Source organism: Collinsella sp. AM36-4AA, assembly GCF_003467795.1.
Classification (GTDB): Bacteria; Actinomycetota; Coriobacteriia; order Coriobacteriales; family Coriobacteriaceae; genus Collinsella.
The window spans coordinates 1-15063 of sequence record NZ_QSHS01000024.1; the positions used below are offsets into that span (position 1 = coordinate 1).

A 15063-nucleotide genomic window follows, 5' to 3' on the forward strand; every position below is an offset into this window, starting at 1 on the left:
TGCCGCTCTGGCGGGTTTGCAGCGTCAACTGGTTACGCGGGCTGGTAAGCCCGCGTAACCCTAATAATTGGCCTCGTAGCCGTTGCCGTCGCCGGTGGGCTCTTCGTAGTAGTCCGAATCGCTCGAATCGCTTGAGTCATCGGAATCGTCAGAGCTGACCGATGAGGTTGCGGTACCGTTTGCGTAATCGTCAGACGTGTTGTTGTTCAGGTCGCCGATCGTAGAGCTGGAACCGTCGGAAAGACCCATGGTGTTGGGACCCTTGGGATCCTTGCCAGCATCGACGCGCTCCATCATTTCCTTGAGCTCGTCCTCGTAGACAAAGACGTAGCTCACACCGTCGATCATGGTGCTGTCGTCGGCGTACGAGGGCAGGTTGGCCGAGTAGATACCGTCGACATCCATACCGCGCATGGCGTTGACCGTAGCCACGATATCCTGAACGCTCATATCGGTTACGAGCATATCGGACAGCGAATTAACCAGGCCAAAGATCTTCGTGGCATCGAAGTTATTGAGAATCTGGTTGGCAAGGGCGCCAAGCACCTGACGCTGGTGGCGCATGCGCGTGTAATCGCCGTCGGCATAGGTGTAGCGGCAGCGGGCATAGGTAAGGGCGGTGGCACCGTCCATATGCTGCTGGCCAGCGGTAATCTTAATATCCAGGTGCTCGGGGTCGTCAACATCATCGGTTGCGTTAATGTCGATACCGCCAACCGAATCAATCAGCGCCTGCATACCGTCGAAGCTGACCTCGGCATAGTGGGAAATCTGAACACCGCACAGCTCGTTGACCGCCTCGACCATGGCCTCGGCGCCGCCAACGGTATGGCAGGCGTTGATCTTCATGGTCTCGCCCTTGTACTCGACCTTGGTGTCGCGCGGAACGGAAATGAGCGTCGCCTGCTTTTGCGTGGGGTCGATGCGTGCCAGGATAATCGAGTCGGCACGATACGTATCCTCGCCCGGACGGCCGTCGGTACCAAGAAGCAGCACGTAGAACGGATCCTTTGCCTCATCGGTGTCAACCAGAACCCGACGCAGATTGTCGGTAATGACATTAGAATCGCCGAGCTTGCCCATAATGGTGGCAAACCACAGGCCGGCAGCGGTAGTGGCACTCAACAGCACGCCAAGCACGACAATGAGCGCGACGTGACGAATCGTGTGGCTACGACGACGTTGGCGAGCGCGCTCGGAATAGCGAGCCACGTTATCGCGACTGTAGATCTTGGCCTGCGCACCAGTTGAGGGTCTTCGGGTGGTGGTATCTGCGAGGGGCTTTTTATTAAACATAGGCAACCTGTATTAGTAGATGACGGGATCGGGGACGGTAGCATGCTCGACATGCGCGCCGAGCGCCTGCAGCTTTTCGACAAACTGCTCGTAGCCGCGCTTGATGTGATGGATAGCCGAAACCTCGGTCGTCCCGTCGGCGATCAAGCCCGCTACGACGAGGGCCGCTCCGCCGCGCAGATCGGGCGAGGTAACCTGTGCACCCGAGAAGCCCTTGACGCCATGAATCATGGCATGATGGCTCTCGATACGAATGTCGGCACCCATGCGCACCAGCTCAGAGGCAAACATAAAGCGATTCTCGAAGATGTTCTCGGTAATAACGGAACTGCCGTCGGCAAGGGCGGAGAGCACCATAATCTGCGCCTGCATGTCGGTCGGGAAACCGGGGAACGGAAGCGTCTGGATGTCGACCGGCTTGATACGCTCGGCACGGTTCACATGGACGCCATCCTCGACGCGCTCGCAGTCGATACCCATGAGCTCCATCTTCTTGAGCACCATGCCCAAATGAATGGGGCAAAAGCCCGTGACATCGACACCGCGATCGTCCGCCATCAACGCACCGGCGACGATAAAGGTACCGGCCTCGATGCGGTCGCCCACCACGCGATGGATAACGGGATGGAGCTCTTCCACGCCTTCGATAGTCACGACGGGCGTACCGGCGCCAACAATCTTGGCGCCCATCTCGTTGAGCATGTTAGCGAGATCGACGATCTCGGGCTCGCGGGCGGCATTGTCGATAACCGTGGTGCCCTGTGCGCGCACAGAGGCCATGATGAGGTTCTCGGTTGCACCGACGCTGGCAAACTCGAGCGTGACGGTGGTACCGCGCAGGCCCTGAGGCGCATTGGCGTTGATATAGCCGTGGGCGGTATCGAACTCAACGCCCAAGGCCTCAAGACCCAAGATATGCATATCGATCTTGCGAGCGCCCAGGTTGCAGCCGCCGGGCATGGCGATCTTGGCGCGATGGAAACGGCCCAGCAGGGGTCCCATCACGGCGGTGGAAGCACGCATCTTGGCAACGAGCTCGTAGGGCGCCTCCCAAGAATCGACCTGGGAGGTATCGATCTCGAGCGTGTGCTCGTCGAGAACATCGATCGTGGCGCCCATACCCTTGAGCACCTTGCCCATCACGTGGACATCGGAAATATCAGGCACGTTCTGCAGCGTCGTCTTGCCCGGCGCCAGAAGCGTTGCCGCCATGAGTTTGAGCGCGGAGTTCTTGGCGCCCGAAACAGGCACGGAACCTCCGATGGCGTGGCCACCCTCAACGCGGATAATATCCAAGGTCTACCCTTTCAAAAAGCATGCCCGGGGTGGCTGGGCCATCCCGGGCATGATGTGTTCGCAAATGGTCGAACGCTAAAACGTTTGACTATTGGGCAAGCTTGAGCTTACACCATGCGATTTCATTATAGAGGTAGGCGCGGCGTGCATCATCCTCCGACAAATTACCCAGCTTCTCTTCAAAACCTTGAATATCAGCTTTAACCTTATCGGCGTCGACGGTCGCCAAATCGCAAGCGCGCTCGGCGAGGACGGTCACGACATCGTCCGCAACCTGGGCATAGCCGCCGGCCACGGCAAACGTGTGGTCGACAGTGCCCATGGCCTTATCGGAAACGCGAACGTAACCGCGGTCGATTGTGCAGATTTCGCTGGAGTGAGCAGGCAGAACGCCAAACTCACCATCCGTGGACGGAATCGACACAAACGCAGCGTCGCCCTCATAGGCGCAGCTCACGGGGCACACGATGCGGATACGCATAACCTACTTCTCCCCCATCTTGCGGGCGCGCTCGCGCACGTCCTCAATCGTGGAAGCATAGCGGAATGCCTGCTCGGGCAGGTCATCGGCCTTGCCGTCAACAATCTCGGCGAAGGAGCGGACGGTATCCTCGACGCGGACGTAGACACCGGGGTTGCCGGTGAACTTCTCGGCGACGTGGAAGGACTGGGAAAGGAACTGCTGGATCTTACGGGCACGGTTGACCGTAAGGCGCTGCTCCTCGGACAGCTCGTCCATACCCAGAATGGCGATGATGTCCTGAAGGTCGGAGTACTCCTGCAGGAGCTCCTGGACCTTGACGGCGACACGGTAGTGCTCCTCGCCGACGATCGAGGGATCGAGAGCGTCGGAGGAAGACGCGAGCGGGTCGATAGCCGGGAACAAACCGAGCGACGAAATGCTACGCGAAAGAACCGTAGTGGCGTCCAGGTGCGTAAACGTCGTGGCAGGCGCCGGGTCGGTCAGGTCGTCTGCAGGGACGTAGACAGCCTGGACGGAGGTAATGGAACCCGTCTTGGTCGAGGTAATGCGCTCCTGGAGGTCACCCATCTCGGTAGCCAGCGTAGGCTGGTAACCGACGGCGGACGGCATACGACCCAGCAGTGCGGAAACCTCGGAACCGGCCTGGGAGAAGCGGAAGATGTTGTCGATGAACAGCAGAACGTCCTGGCCGCGATCGCGGAAGTACTCAGCGGTGGTAAGGCCAGCCAGACCGATGCGCAGACGCGCTCCAGGCGGCTCGTTCATCTGACCATAGACCAAGCAGGTCTTGTCGATAACGCCAGACTCGCTCATCTCGAGATAAAGGTCGGTGCCCTCGCGGGTACGCTCGCCGACGCCGGTGAACACCGAGGTGCCGCCGTGCTCCTGGGCGAGGTTGTTGATGAGCTCCTGAATCAGAACGGTCTTGCCAACGCCGGCGCCGCCGAACAGGCCGGTCTTGCCGCCACGGATGTAGGGCTCGAGCAGGTCGACGGCCTTGATGCCGGTCTCGAAGATCTCGGTCTTGGTGGTGAGCTCGTCAAAGCGGGGCGCTGCATGGTGGATGGGGTAGAACTCCTCCACCTCGGGCATGGGCTTGCCGTCGACGGGCTTGCCCATGACGTTCCAAATGCGACCGAGCGTCTTGGGACCAACGGGCATCTTCATGGGCTCACCGGTATCGGTAGCGATGAGGCCGCGCTGCAGGCCGTCGGTCGAGGACATGGCGACCGTGCGGACGACGCCGCCCGGAAGCTGGCTCTCGACCTCGAGGATCGTGCTCAGATGACCGATCGGGGTCTCGGCCTCGACCGTGAGCGCGTTGTAGATCGGGGGCACCGCGCCGTCAAACTTGACGTCGACGACAGGGCCGATGATACGCACGATGCGACCATCACCGGCAGTCGTCTTCTTGGTGGCTTCCTCGACCGCAAGCTTTACGGTGTTATTAGCCATTACTGTTCCTCCAATGCTGAGGCTCCGCCGACGATCTCGTTAATCTCGGTCGTGATCGAAGCCTGGCGCACGCGACTATACGTGCGGGTAAGGGTCGAGATGATCGCGGTGGCGTTTTCCGTCGCGGAGTGCATGGCCTTGCGGCGTGCACCCTGCTCGGCAGCCGCCGAATCGATCAGGGCCTGGTAGATGACCGTCAGGATATAAGACGGCACAAGCTTGCCGAGAACATGCTCAGGAGAGGGCACGAACTCGAACGTGGACGAGATGCGCTTAGGGGCGTCGGTCTCGTTCTTACGCGGACCGTGGGCCATAGCGATCATCTCGGGGTCGAGCGGCAACAGATGCTCGACGCGAAGCTCCTGATCCACGCGGTTCTTGGCGTGGTGGTAGACAAGCTCGACACGGTCAAGCTCACCGGCACGATACGCATCGCAGATATGAGAGGAAATCATGCGGGCCTGATTGAAATCGGGCTCAGAGGAGTTGCCCTCAAAGTGCATGACAACGTTTGCGCGGTCACGGAAATACGTGGCCGGCTTACGCCCGCACGCGATGATCTCGCACTCGATGCCGTCGTTCGCCCAAGAAGCGGCGAGCTTTTCGGCCGTGCGCTCCACCGTCGTATTGAAACCGCCGGCAAGGCCGCGGTCCGAGGCAATAACGACAATCAGGCCATGCTTGACGCTCTCATGCTTCTGCAGCATGGGATCGGTGCCCGAACAGGAGGCGTCGCCGGCGACCGTCAACATGACGTCGGTCAGCGCCTCCTTATAGGGCTCGGCCTGCTTGGAGCGATCGAGGGCACGACGGATCTTGGCCGTAGAGACCATCTCCATCGTGCGCGTGATCTGCTTGGTCGTGGTAACCGAGGAGATTCGCTTCTTAATGTCGCGAAGGTTGGCCATGGGGCTTAGTTCTCCTCTGATCCAGAAACATCCGAATGGTGCTTGGCCATGAACTGCTGCTTGAAGTCGCCGATGACGCGCAAGAGCTCAGCCTTGGTGTCATCATCGATCTTCTTGGCGCGAACCTTGTCGAGCAGCGAGCCAAAGCCATTGTCCATGTACTCGATGAGCTCGGCACGGAAGGGCAGCACGTCGGCGATCTCCAGGTCATCCAGGAAGCCCTCGTTGCCAGCGAACAGCGTAACGATCTGCTCGCCAACCTCAAACGGCTTGTAACGCGGCTGCTTCAGGAGCTCGGTCATGCGAGCACCATGGGTCAGCTGCTTCTGAGTAGCCTCGTCGAGGTCGGAGCCGAACTGCGTAAAGCCAGCGAGCTCCTGGTACGAAGCGAGGTCCAGACGGAGGTTGCCGGCGACCTGCTTCATGGCCTTGGTCTGCGCATCGCCACCGACGCGGGACACGGAGATGCCCACGTCGACTGCCGGGCGCTGACCCTGGAAGAAGAGCTCGGACTGCAGGTAGATCTGACCATCGGTAATGGAAATGACGTTGGTCGGAATGTAGGCCGAGACGTCGCCGTCCTGGGTCTCGATGATCGGCAGTGCCGTCATGGAGCCGTAACCGTTCTTCTTGGACATCTTGACGGCACGCTCGAGCAGACGAGAGTGCAGGTAGAAGATGTCGCCAGGATAGGCCTCGCGTCCGGGCGGACGATGCAGCGTCAGCGACATCTGACGGTAGGCCACAGCCTGCTTGGACAGGTCGTCGTAGATGACGAGCACGTGGCCGCCGGGGTTGGTCTCGCTGGCGGGCTTGCCGTCCTCGCCGTTGTACATGAAGAACTCGCCGATAGCGGCACCGGCCATAGGCGCGATGTACTGCATAGGGGCGGAATCGGCAGCGGTGGCCGAAACGATGATGGTGTAGTCGAGCGCACCGTGCTGAGCGAGGGTCTCGCGGATGTTGGCAACCGTGGAGGCCTTCTGGCCGATGGCGACATAGATGCAGACCATGCCCTTGCCGCGCTGGTTGAGAATAGCGTCGATGGCGATGGCGGTCTTACCGGTCTTACGGTCGCCGATGATGAGCTCACGCTGACCGCGGCCAATAGGCACCATGGAGTCGATAGCGAGCAGACCGGTCTGAACCGGCTCGCACACCGGGGTACGGTCGATGACGCCGGGGGCCTTGAACTCGATGGGGCGACGGTGCGTAGCGACGATGTCGCCTAGGCCGTCGATGGGCTGGCCGAGCGGATTGACGACGCGGCCGAGCATGGCGCGGCTCACGGGGATATCCATAATGCGGCCAGTGGTGCGGCACTCGTCGCCTTCCTTGATGGAGTCGACGGCACCGAACAGAACGGCGCCGACCTCGTCACGGTCAAGGTTCTGGGCAAGGCCGAAGACGGTCTCACCGGTATCGGAGCTCTTGAACTCCAGAAGCTCGCCTGCCATGGCGCTCTTGAGGCCGGAGACGCGCGCGATGCCGTCGCCTACCTCGTCGACCGTTGAAACCTCATGCGTATCGACCGTCGCGGAGAGGCTCGTGAGCTGCTCCTGCAGTTTCTTGGCGATATCCTGGGCATTGAGGGTTTCGGACATTAGGCTTCACCTCCGTACGAATTAGCAGAGTTTGCGAGGGTCTCCTGCGCGATGCGCAGCTGCGTCTTGACGGAAATATCACGACGCTCGCCGCGGGCCTCGAGCACCAGGCCGCCCACGATAGACGGGTCGACCTGCTCGATAAGGAATACCTTGCGGCCGAAGTCCTGCTCGCATTTCTTAGTGATGGTTTGACGCAGCTCGTCGTCGAGCGGGATCGCCGTGGTGACGGTCACGCCCACTACATCCTCGTCTTCCTCGGCAACATACTTAAAGGCAGCTGCCACCTTGGGAAGAAGGTCGAGCTGGTCGCGCTTGGACATGGTGTCGAGCACGGCGATGATCTCGGGGCTGGCAGAAGCCAAGCGCTCGATCATCTCGAGGTCCTCGAACACATGGTTCTCGGCCTTAGCGGCTTCCAGAAGGGAGCGCGCGTAGGTCTCGAGCACCTTGTCCTGATAGCGGCTAGTCGGCATTCAGGCTACCTGCTTCCTGGATGTAGCGCTCGATGAGCTTCTTCTGCTCGGCATCGTCCTCGAGTGCCTCGCCCACGATCTTGGTGGCGACGGCAACGGACAGGTCGGCGATGGAGCTCGCGGCACCGGCGTAAATGGACTTGCGCTCGTCCTCGACGGTCGTATGGGCCTTGGCGATGATCTCCTCGGCCTCCTTGTGAGCAGCCTCGATGATACGGGCGCGCTCGGACTCGGCGTCCTTACGGGCCTCGAGAACGATGTCGGCAGCCTGACGACGGGCGTCGGTGACGATCGAGTCGGACTCAGCGCGCTTGGCGATAGCCTCCTGCTTGGTCTTCTCGGCCTCGTCGAGGCTCTCCTCGATCTTCTTGCCGCGCTCCTCCATGGTTTTCATGATGCCCGGCAGGGCGACCTTGGCCAGCACGATCCAGATAATCAGGAAGGCGATAAGCGCCGGGATGAACTCCGCCATCTTAGGGATGAGGATGTCCGCACCGGCAGCGCCGTCCTCGGCGAACGCGGAAACCGGCATGAGCAGCGCGGCCGCGGACGCGGAGAGTGCGATCGCGCTCTTCTGGGATGAAAGATTCATACTTGACGCTCCGTGCTATTTAACGATCAGCGCGACAACGAAGCCGATCAGAGCCAGAGCCTCGCCGAAGGCGGAGCCCATAATGAAGACGGTGAACACGCGGCCCTGGACCTCAGGCTGACGGGCCATAGCACCCGTAGCACCCAGAGCAGACAGGCCGATAGCAAGACCAGCGCCGATAACACCGAGACCGTAACCGATAACTCCCACGATTCCTCCTTTGTCGTGCGTGTCTTATTTCACGCAGGATAACCTTTTTATAACTGCCGGGCTCCATGGGTACGGGCACCGGCGGTTTAACGAATTACCTTACCTTTAAGGCGCGAACGGAAGACTACTCCTCCTCCGCGACCTCCTCTGCCTCGGAGACATACACGGCGGTAAGGACCGTGAAGACGTAAGCCTGGATGGCGCCGACCACAAGCTCGATCGCATAGATCAGGATGAGGATGGCAAGCCAGGCCAGCGAAGGCAGGGCGCCAACGGCGTGGGCCGCGGAAACCTGCTGAAGCAGCGGCTGCATGAACATGCTCGCCATGATGGCGAACGAGCCCATGACCACGTGTCCTGCGAACATGTTGCAGAACAGACGGACGGCGAGCGTGATGAGGCGCAGGAAGGTCGAGAAAAGCTCGACGACCCACACGAGCACGTTCATCGGGAAGCTCACGCCCTGCGGGGCGAGGCTCTTGATGTAGCCGATCACGCCGTGAGCCTTGCATCCGTAGTAGATGAAGTACACGAAGGCGAAAATGGCGAGCGCGGCGGTGGAGCCGATTGCGCCGGTGCCGGGCTTCATTCCCGGAATCAGGCCGATCATGTTATTGATCAGGATGAACAGGAAAAGCGAGCACAGGAACGGGAAGTGCTTCTTCCAGTTCTCACCCACGACACCCTTGCCGATATCGTTCTCGACGTACTCGATGATGTACTCGAAACCGTTGACGAAGAAGCCCTTGGGAACCAGGGTCTGCTTCTTCTTGAACACGGCCAGGACGATCAGGAGCACGATCGTGGAGACGATCAGCCAAAACGAGTACTGCGTGATGCCGCAGCTCAGATCGCCCACGACAGGGGTGGAGCTGAACTCGCTGACCAGATGATTAATCTCATCAGGCAGCTTTTCAAAAATTTCCACGACTTACCTTTCGACCTCATGAGGATCTCGCAGCGCCTTGGCGACACGAACCGCGCAGGCGGCCATAAAGGCCACGAAGCCGATCGCCTCGCCCAGGAGGAACATGCGAAATGCCTCTCCGAACAACACAAACACAACCAAGGTAAAGACGAGCAGGGCGATTGCCGAGACCGCCAGACTCACCATACCCTTGAGCATGTCCGCATTCTGTTTATCGTCAAGAACCGGCTTGAGCGTAAAGACAAAGGGAAGGAAGGCAATTGCGCCCGCGATGGCGCCTGCAACGATAGCGAGCAGATCGGCTATCTGAAACACTGGCGTCCTCACTTTCCTTTTTAACGCTTCACAGAACAGTTCCCGCCAAACATTGGTGACTATTGTACGAGCCAATCGCTAAAGTACAACCGAAAAAGCATCGGTTAATACGCACCTGTTCGTTTTCTTAAGACCTTCTTTATGCCGCAGGTACGGTAATACGTTTTTCTCGAACCCTGCAGGGCAAAACGTCCGTTAACAGGAGTGCGCGCGGTCGCCTTTTGTTCGTCCGCGCGCACCGTTTCTTCGTATTTGCAGCCGCGGCCGTTTAGCCCAGCGACTAGAGCGTGCCGTAGATGCGGTCGCCGGCGTCGCCGAGGCCGGGAACGATGTAGGCAGCCTCGTTGAGATGGTCGTCGATGGCGCAGGTATAGATATGCACATCTGGGTCCTTCTCGGTCAGCGACTTGAGGCCCTCGGGGGCCGCGACGATGCACAGCATGCGGATGTCCTTGACACCGCGCTCGCGCAGGTAGCTGATGGCCATCTCGGCCGAACCGCCCGTGGCAAGCATGGGGTCGACGACCAGGCAGATGCGCTGGTCGATATCCTTGGGCATCTTGCAGTAATACTCGTGCGGCTCGTGGGTGACCTCGTCGCGCTCCATGCCGATGTGACCCACGCGAGCGGAGGGCACCAGGTCGAGGATGCCGTCGACCATGCCAAGGCCCGCACGCAGGATGGGCACGATGGCGAGTTTCTTGCCGGCAAGCTGTTTGAACGTGGCGGTAGTGATGGGGGTCTCGACCTCGACGTCTTCCATAGGCAGGTCACGCATGGCCTCGTAGCCGTCAAAAAGCGCGAGTTCGCGCACGAGCTGGCGGAACTGGTTGGTGCCGGTGTTTTTGTCGCGCAGGATCGACAGCTTGTGCTGGACGAGCGGGTGATCGACAAGCGTCACACGGGACGCATCGTAGGTGACGGTCATGGATTGATTGCCCCTTTCGTTGCGGCCGCAAAACGGCCTTGCTGACAAGGCGCGCAGCAATGTTGCCGCCGCACGCCATGCATTAGTTTAGCGGTTTGTTGTATCGAGCAGCCCATCGCAGCCCTACTGTGAGGTGCTGAGCGAGCGCCTGACTGCATCACGCCAGCCCGCAAGGTTTTGCTCGCGGCGCTCGGCGGACATGTGGGGAAGGAAGGTCCTAACGATCTGGGCATTTTGCTCCAGCTCTTCCAGGTCTTCCCAATAGCCGACGGCAAGACCCGCCAAGTACGCGGCACCGATTGCCGTGGTCTCCACCGTCTCGCATTGCAGCACGGGGATATCCAGCAGGTCGGCCTGGAATTGCATGATGAACTCGTTGCGCGAGGCACCGCCATCGACAGACAGGCGCTCAATCGAAAGCCCCACGTCCTGCTCCATGGCGCGCAGCACGTCGTAGCTCTGATATGCCATGGATTCGCAGGCGGCACGTACGATGGTCGCACGGCTCGAGGCGCCGGTCAGACCGCACACGATACCGCGAGCATGCGGGTCCCACCAGGGAGCACCCAAACCCGCAAAGGCGGGAACGAAGTAGCAGCCCTCGTTGTCGCTAATCGAAGCAGCGAGTTGTGCCGACTCGCTCACGCTCGAGATGATGCCCATGTTGTTGCGAAGCCAGTTCATCGTTGAGCCGGCGGCAAAAATAGAGCCCTCGAGCGCATAGCTGACTTTGCCGTCCGCAGCGATACCGATGGTGGAGACCAGGCCATTCTTGGATTCGACGATCTCGTCGCCGGTGTTCATGAGCATAAAGCAACCCGTGCCATAGGTGTTTTTGGTCTGGCCGGGACGGAAACAGCAGTGGCCGAACAGCGACGCCTGTTGGTCACCCGCCACGCCCATGATGGGCGGCATGTTGGTCATGATGTCGCTCGCGACGCGGCCGTAGTCGCCCGAGCTCCAGCGAACCTCGGGCATCATGGAACGTGGAACGTCAAAGAGTGCCAGCAGGTCGTCGTCCCAATCGAGCGTATGGATATTAAAGAGTGCCGTGCGGCTGGCATTGGTGTAGTCGGTGGCAAAGACCTGGCCGCCGGTGAGGTTGTAGATGAGCCAGGTGTCGATGGTGCCAAACATGAGGTCGCCCGCCGCCGCGCTTTCGCGTGCGCCGTCGACGTTGTCGAGAATCCACTGCACCTTGGAGGCCGAGAAATACGGGTCGAGCGTGAGTCCCGTGCGGGAGCGCACCAGCTCCTCGCAACCCTGTTCAACCAACGCGTCGATTGCCGGCGCGGTACGGCGGCACTGCCACACGATGGCGTTATAGATCGGCTGACCGCTCACGCGGTCCCAGACCACCGTGGTCTCGCGCTGGTTGGAGATGCCGATGGCGGCAATGCGGTCGGAGTGGATACCGCTCTTAAACTGGACTTCCATCATGACGGCGATCTGGCTGGCAAGGACCGCCATGGGGTCTTGCTCCACCCAACCGGGACGCGGAAAACTGGTTTTGACGCTGCGACGTGCCTGCGCGACGATGCATCCGTACTCGTCGACGATGGTCGCAAGTACCGAGGTGGTGCCGCAGTCGAGCGCCATGATGTAGGAACCGCCAAAGTTAAACGAGGCATCTTCCATGCCCAGGCTGCCCAGATTCAACGACATCGCTTACACCTTTCTATTGCATCGGGTCGGACAGGACCCGTTCGATCTCTGATGCGGGAAGTGCGCCTTGGCGCAGGATCTGGAGCCCGCCGTGCTGGAACGACACGATGGTCGAGGCGTCGCGACACGGGGTCTCACCGGCGTCGACGGCAACATCGACCCCCTCCAGGATGCGACCCTCGACGGCGGCAAAGCTTGCCGGCGAGGGCGCGCCATGCGTGTTAGCGCTGGTGCAGGCAAGAGGGCTGCCGCAGGCGCGGATGAGCGCCTGCACCACGGGCGAGGCCGAAGCGCGAAGTGCCACCGTGTCGTCGGCGGCGCGCATAAAGGTCGGCACGCAGGGGGCCGCCTTGACCACGATAGTCAGGGCGCCCGGCCAGCATCGTCGGGCAAGCACGCGGGCCTCTTCCGGGATATCCACGCCATAGCGGTCGAGTGCTTCGACGCCATCGACCAGCCAAGCGACGGTTTGCGTGAGTTCACGTTGCTTGAGAGTGAAGATACGGCGATAGCCGGTGCCGAGCGCAGGAACTGCGGCGCCATTGACGGCAGCCTGCGGATCGCGCGGCCACGATGGGAATTCGCTTGTATCTTGGGGCACGGCGTCCGAGAAGGCGTTGACTGCCACGGCGACACCGTAGACGGTCTCGGTCGGGATCAAAGCCAGGCCGCCGCGGCCGAGCACCTCGGCCGTGCGCTCGACGGCAAGCCGATGCGGCTCGCGCGTTCCCTCGTATACCCGATAGACCGTCTGCATGTGTATGCCAGCCCCTTACGCTCTGGTGCAAGTTTGTTTACTGTGGGGCATTCTCGCACGAAACGTTCAACCTATTTGCCCAGAGCGCATGTTGGTTTGGTGAGCGGCTCTAGTAGTCGGTGAAAGTGAGGGGGTTATTGGACTGCGACGAACTTCTTTGGCCTGCCGGCGTGGCGTTCTTGGGCGGCGTAGCGCTCGATGCTGTCTATCGTTATCATCCGACGGCCGTCGACGAGTTCAACATCGAGCTTTCCGGCTTTGACCAGCGCGGTAATCCGCGGAGCGGAGACTTTGAGGTCCAGCGCTGCGTCTTTAAATGTTCGGCACGCCGCTTCCCGAGCGTCCTCGTGGTCGATTTCGACTGAAAGGGCCACGACCTCGGCCGAGCGTTCGTACCCTGCCGGAGTCAAACCGTTGTTGAGGTCGTCGGCCAAAAACGCCATCAGTGCCTCGGTAGCATGGGCAATCGCTTCTTCGCGCGTATCGCCATCGGCAAAGGCGCCGGGAATCTGCGGGAAGCTAGCGCAGTAACCGTCGTCTTCTTTTATGAGAACGCAGTCATAGGTAAATCGCTGCCTCATTTTGCCTCCAACTACCATCCAGCTTGGCGACGAATACTTGCCCACGTGCCCTTCTTTGGTCGATCACCACCAGAGCCGTTCACGGTGACAACACGGTCACCAGAAACATACTTAGCATGACTACCGACTTGCGCGACCTTCACGAATCCATCGTGCTTGAGTAGGGCAATGATTTCCCGAAAGGTAGGAGGTTGCATGGGCCGACCTCTTTCAGCCGTCATAATTATAAACTACTTTATAATTTTTGCTAACCAGTTAATAAATATTACTGGCGTTGCTTGGGCTCGGTGACGATGGCTCGGACAATGCGGGGGCGATCGGTGAGGTCGTGGACGATACGCACGTCCGAAAGGCCTGCTTGACGACAGAGCTCGGCCGCGGCGTCGAGCGCGCCCTCGTAGAGCTCGCAGGCAAACAGGCCGCCGGCACGCAGCATGTAGGGCGCCGCGTTGAGCAGGCGGCGGAAGATATCGAGACCGTCGGCACCGCCCTCGAGCGCCAGATCGGGCTCAAAGTCCTTGACCTCATGCGGCAGCGAGCGCATGACGTCGGTCGGGATGTAAGGTGGGTTGGAGACGAGCACATCAAAGGTGCCCCACTCTTCGCGGGGAATGGAACTCACCAGGTTTGTGAGGCTGAAGGCGACCTCGTCGGACGTGAGGCCAAGCGCATCACGGTTTTTGGTGGCCAGATCGATGGCGCGCGGCTCGATATCGGTAGCAGTGCAGGTAACGTGGCCGCGGCGCTCCCAGGCAAGGGAGAGCGAAATGCAGCCCGTGCCGCAGCCGACCTCGAGAACGCGGGCAGTGCGGGGCTCGGCTGGGGCAGATACGTTGGCCTCGGCGGCATCTTGCGCGGGAGTCGCCTGTTGGTCGTTGTCCTCAATGGCGATGCCGTATTCGTCGAGCTCGGGCTCGGGGGTTTCCATGGCCTCTGCTTCTGCCGCTTCGGCTTCTGCCGCCTGCGCGGCGGCTTCCTCGGCCTCGCGATCGGCCAGTTCCTCGGCATAAGCGCGACTGCCCAGCACATCGCCGCCTAGCGCCGCCTCGTCGGCAGCTGTGAGGTTGGCGGCACGGCGCTCGGCCGTCGCTCGCTCGTCGGCCAATGCGGCCTCGGCTTTGCGTGCCTGCTCGACCTCATCGTTCCAAGGCAGCTCAACACGCTGACGGGCAGCGGCCTCGGGGCTCAGTACCTCGGCATCCAGATAATTGAGGACTTCCTCGACGAGCATCTCGGTCTCGGGGCGCGGAATGAGCACACCGGGGGCGCACGCGACGTCGATCATGCGAAACTGCGTGCTGCCCGTGATGTATTGCAGCGGCTCACCCTTAGCGCGGCGGACAACGGCCGCATGCATGGTCTCGAGCTGGGCCGCGTTAAGCGTCTCGTCCATACGCATATATAGGTCAATGCGCGCCAGGCCCGTGGCGGCGCACAGCAGCCACTCGGCAGAAAGACGGGGGTGCTCCTCGCCGCGCTCGGCCAGGTACTCCTTGGTCCACTCGAGACAACGCTTGATGGTCCAAATCTCGTTTGCCATGGGGCCCTCCCCTCTTAAGCGCCGGACG

Annotated in this window: 17 protein-coding genes; all 17 read right to left on the reverse strand. The window is 60.7% G+C overall.

Annotated elements, in window-relative coordinates:
* Positions 1-60: 60 nt before the first annotated feature.
* Positions 61-1296: an LCP family protein gene (locus tag DW850_RS07815; RefSeq protein WP_089573100.1), complete on the reverse strand. Its 1236-nt coding sequence runs from the start codon at positions 1294-1296 to the stop codon at positions 61-63.
* Positions 1297-1308: 12 nt separating this feature from the next.
* A complete protein-coding gene (gene murA / locus DW850_RS07820) occupies positions 1309-2592 on the reverse strand; it encodes a UDP-N-acetylglucosamine 1-carboxyvinyltransferase (RefSeq protein WP_089573101.1) in 1284 nt (427 codons plus the stop codon).
* 88 nt (positions 2593-2680) lie between these two features.
* Complete coding sequence (gene atpC / locus DW850_RS07825; RefSeq protein WP_117630038.1) at positions 2681-3073, reverse strand: ATP synthase F1 subunit epsilon; 393 nt, start codon at positions 3071-3073, stop codon at positions 2681-2683.
* 3 nt (positions 3074-3076) lie between these two features.
* Positions 3077-4531, reverse strand: a complete 1455-nt coding sequence (gene atpD, locus DW850_RS07830; protein ID WP_055286334.1) for a F0F1 ATP synthase subunit beta — start codon at positions 4529-4531, stop codon at positions 3077-3079.
* The gene (gene atpG, locus DW850_RS07835; RefSeq protein WP_006235716.1) at positions 4531-5439 is read right to left on the reverse strand and encodes an ATP synthase F1 subunit gamma; all 909 of its coding nucleotides are present in this window, start codon (positions 5437-5439) and stop codon (positions 4531-4533) included. Before atpG ends, atpD begins: the two co-directional genes overlap by 1 nt.
* Before the next feature lie 5 nt (positions 5440-5444).
* Positions 5445-7043 (reverse strand): F0F1 ATP synthase subunit alpha, encoded by a 1599-nt coding sequence (atpA, locus tag DW850_RS07840; protein ID WP_035138794.1) that lies wholly within the window; start codon positions 7041-7043, stop codon positions 5445-5447.
* Complete coding sequence (locus DW850_RS07845) at positions 7043-7519, reverse strand: FoF1 ATP synthase subunit delta (RefSeq protein WP_006235713.1); 477 nt, start codon at positions 7517-7519, stop codon at positions 7043-7045. Before DW850_RS07845 ends, atpA begins: the two co-directional genes overlap by 1 nt.
* A complete protein-coding gene (gene atpF / locus DW850_RS07850; RefSeq protein WP_006235712.1) occupies positions 7509-8111 on the reverse strand; it encodes a F0F1 ATP synthase subunit B in 603 nt (200 codons plus the stop codon). Before atpF ends, DW850_RS07845 begins: the two co-directional genes overlap by 11 nt.
* Positions 8112-8126: 15 nt before the next feature.
* Positions 8127-8321: an ATP synthase subunit C gene (locus DW850_RS07855; protein ID WP_022094262.1), complete on the reverse strand. Its 195-nt coding sequence runs from the start codon at positions 8319-8321 to the stop codon at positions 8127-8129.
* A gap of 124 nt (positions 8322-8445) precedes the next feature.
* Positions 8446-9249, reverse strand: coding sequence for a F0F1 ATP synthase subunit A (gene atpB / locus DW850_RS07860; protein ID WP_022094263.1), 804 nt, complete (start codon positions 9247-9249; stop codon positions 8446-8448).
* Between the two features lie 3 nt (positions 9250-9252).
* Positions 9253-9564, reverse strand: coding sequence for a hypothetical protein (locus DW850_RS07865; RefSeq protein WP_035138788.1), 312 nt, complete (start codon positions 9562-9564; stop codon positions 9253-9255).
* Between the two features lie 280 nt (positions 9565-9844).
* Positions 9845-10492: a uracil phosphoribosyltransferase gene (gene upp / locus DW850_RS07870; RefSeq protein WP_040359658.1), complete on the reverse strand. Its 648-nt coding sequence runs from the start codon at positions 10490-10492 to the stop codon at positions 9845-9847.
* Between the two features lie 123 nt (positions 10493-10615).
* Positions 10616-12157 carry a glycerol kinase GlpK gene (gene glpK / locus DW850_RS07875; protein ID WP_117630039.1) on the reverse strand — a complete coding sequence of 514 codons (1542 nt, stop codon included), beginning with the start codon at positions 12155-12157 and terminating at the stop codon, positions 10616-10618.
* A 13-nt stretch (positions 12158-12170) separates the two neighbouring features.
* Entirely contained in the window at positions 12171-12914 is a 744-nt protein-coding gene (locus tag DW850_RS07880; RefSeq protein ID WP_117630040.1) for an L-threonylcarbamoyladenylate synthase, read from the reverse strand.
* Between the two features lie 134 nt (positions 12915-13048).
* The gene (locus DW850_RS07885; RefSeq protein WP_128620077.1) at positions 13049-13540 is read right to left on the reverse strand and encodes a type II toxin-antitoxin system HicB family antitoxin; all 492 of its coding nucleotides are present in this window, start codon (positions 13538-13540) and stop codon (positions 13049-13051) included.
* Positions 13507-13716 (reverse strand): type II toxin-antitoxin system HicA family toxin, encoded by a 210-nt coding sequence (locus DW850_RS10520; protein WP_117786760.1) that lies wholly within the window; start codon positions 13714-13716, stop codon positions 13507-13509. The genes DW850_RS07885 and DW850_RS10520 overlap by 34 nt, the downstream gene beginning before the upstream one ends.
* Before the next feature lie 44 nt (positions 13717-13760).
* A complete protein-coding gene (locus tag DW850_RS07895) occupies positions 13761-15035 on the reverse strand; it encodes a HemK/PrmC family methyltransferase (RefSeq protein WP_089573107.1) in 1275 nt (424 codons plus the stop codon).
* Positions 15036-15063 lie beyond the last annotated feature (28 nt).

Excerpts from the sequence above, each read along its gene's own strand:
- DW850_RS07880 (WP_117630040.1), bottom strand. The coding sequence starts at position 12,914 with ATGCAGACGGTCTATCGGGTATACGAGGGAACGCGCGAGCCGCATCGG.
- upp (WP_040359658.1), bottom strand. The coding sequence starts at position 10,492 with ATGACCGTCACCTACGATGCGTCCCGTGTGACGCTTGTCGATCACCCG.
- glpK (WP_117630039.1), bottom strand. The coding sequence starts at position 12,157 with ATGTCGTTGAATCTGGGCAGCCTGGGCATGGAAGATGCCTCGTTTAAC.
- atpC (WP_117630038.1), bottom strand. The coding sequence starts at position 3,073 with ATGCGTATCCGCATCGTGTGCCCCGTGAGCTGCGCCTATGAGGGCGAC.
- atpG (WP_006235716.1), bottom strand. The coding sequence starts at position 5,439 with ATGGCCAACCTTCGCGACATTAAGAAGCGAATCTCCTCGGTTACCACG.
- DW850_RS07895 (WP_089573107.1), bottom strand. The coding sequence starts at position 15,035 with ATGGCAAACGAGATTTGGACCATCAAGCGTTGTCTCGAGTGGACCAAG.
- atpA (WP_035138794.1), bottom strand. The coding sequence starts at position 7,043 with ATGTCCGAAACCCTCAATGCCCAGGATATCGCCAAGAAACTGCAGGAG.
- DW850_RS07845 (WP_006235713.1), bottom strand. The coding sequence starts at position 7,519 with ATGCCGACTAGCCGCTATCAGGACAAGGTGCTCGAGACCTACGCGCGC.
- DW850_RS10520 (WP_117786760.1), bottom strand. The coding sequence starts at position 13,716 with ATGACGGCTGAAAGAGGTCGGCCCATGCAACCTCCTACCTTTCGGGAA.
- atpD (WP_055286334.1), bottom strand. The coding sequence starts at position 4,531 with ATGGCTAATAACACCGTAAAGCTTGCGGTCGAGGAAGCCACCAAGAAG.
- atpF (WP_006235712.1), bottom strand. The coding sequence starts at position 8,111 with ATGAATCTTTCATCCCAGAAGAGCGCGATCGCACTCTCCGCGTCCGCG.
- DW850_RS07815 (WP_089573100.1), bottom strand. The coding sequence starts at position 1,296 with ATGTTTAATAAAAAGCCCCTCGCAGATACCACCACCCGAAGACCCTCA.